1 protein-coding gene is annotated in these 290 nt (G+C 41.0%); it reads left to right on the top strand.

Annotated elements, in window-relative coordinates; translation table 11 throughout:
• Positions 1-82: 82 nt before the first annotated feature.
• Positions 83-247, top strand: a complete 165-nt coding sequence (locus tag P6709_RS19820) for a hypothetical protein (RefSeq protein ID WP_278242626.1) — start codon at positions 83-85, stop codon at positions 245-247.
• Positions 248-290: the final 43 nt, after the last annotated feature.

The following is a 290-nucleotide window of genomic DNA, read 5'->3' as shown; positions in this document are numbered from 1 at the left end:
ATTATGGATCAAATAGCACCAACTGACAAAATATTCAACTGCATTATTGGGAAAAAACCTAGACAAGTAGCGAAAATAGCCGATGAGAAGAACAGAGCGGATTGATGACGTTTTGTATGGCAAGGATGTTCTTAACTTTGAAGTATCCCAGCATCTGGAAGAATCGTATCCAGTGAAGATGCGGCAGCATCTTATGGATAAAGAATCTGATTATCGCAGCATGGTGTCACTGCAGCAGGGAGGATAAAGAAGGCATGTTTGATACGGTTCATACCTTGATGCGTGCATTT

The sequence above is a fragment of the Jeotgalibacillus sp. ET6 genome (genome assembly GCF_029667115.1).
In the GTDB taxonomy this organism is placed as follows: Bacteria; Bacillota; Bacilli; order Bacillales; family Jeotgalibacillaceae; genus Jeotgalibacillus.
The sequence above is the reverse complement of the archived record's forward strand: the minus strand, read 5'-3'. Positions and strand labels throughout refer to the sequence as shown.

What these genes read in the sequence shown, in the direction of transcription:
- P6709_RS19820 (WP_278242626.1), top strand. Translation starts at nt 83, where the DNA reads ATGAGAAGAACAGAGCGGATTGATGACGTTTTGTATGGCAAGGATGTT.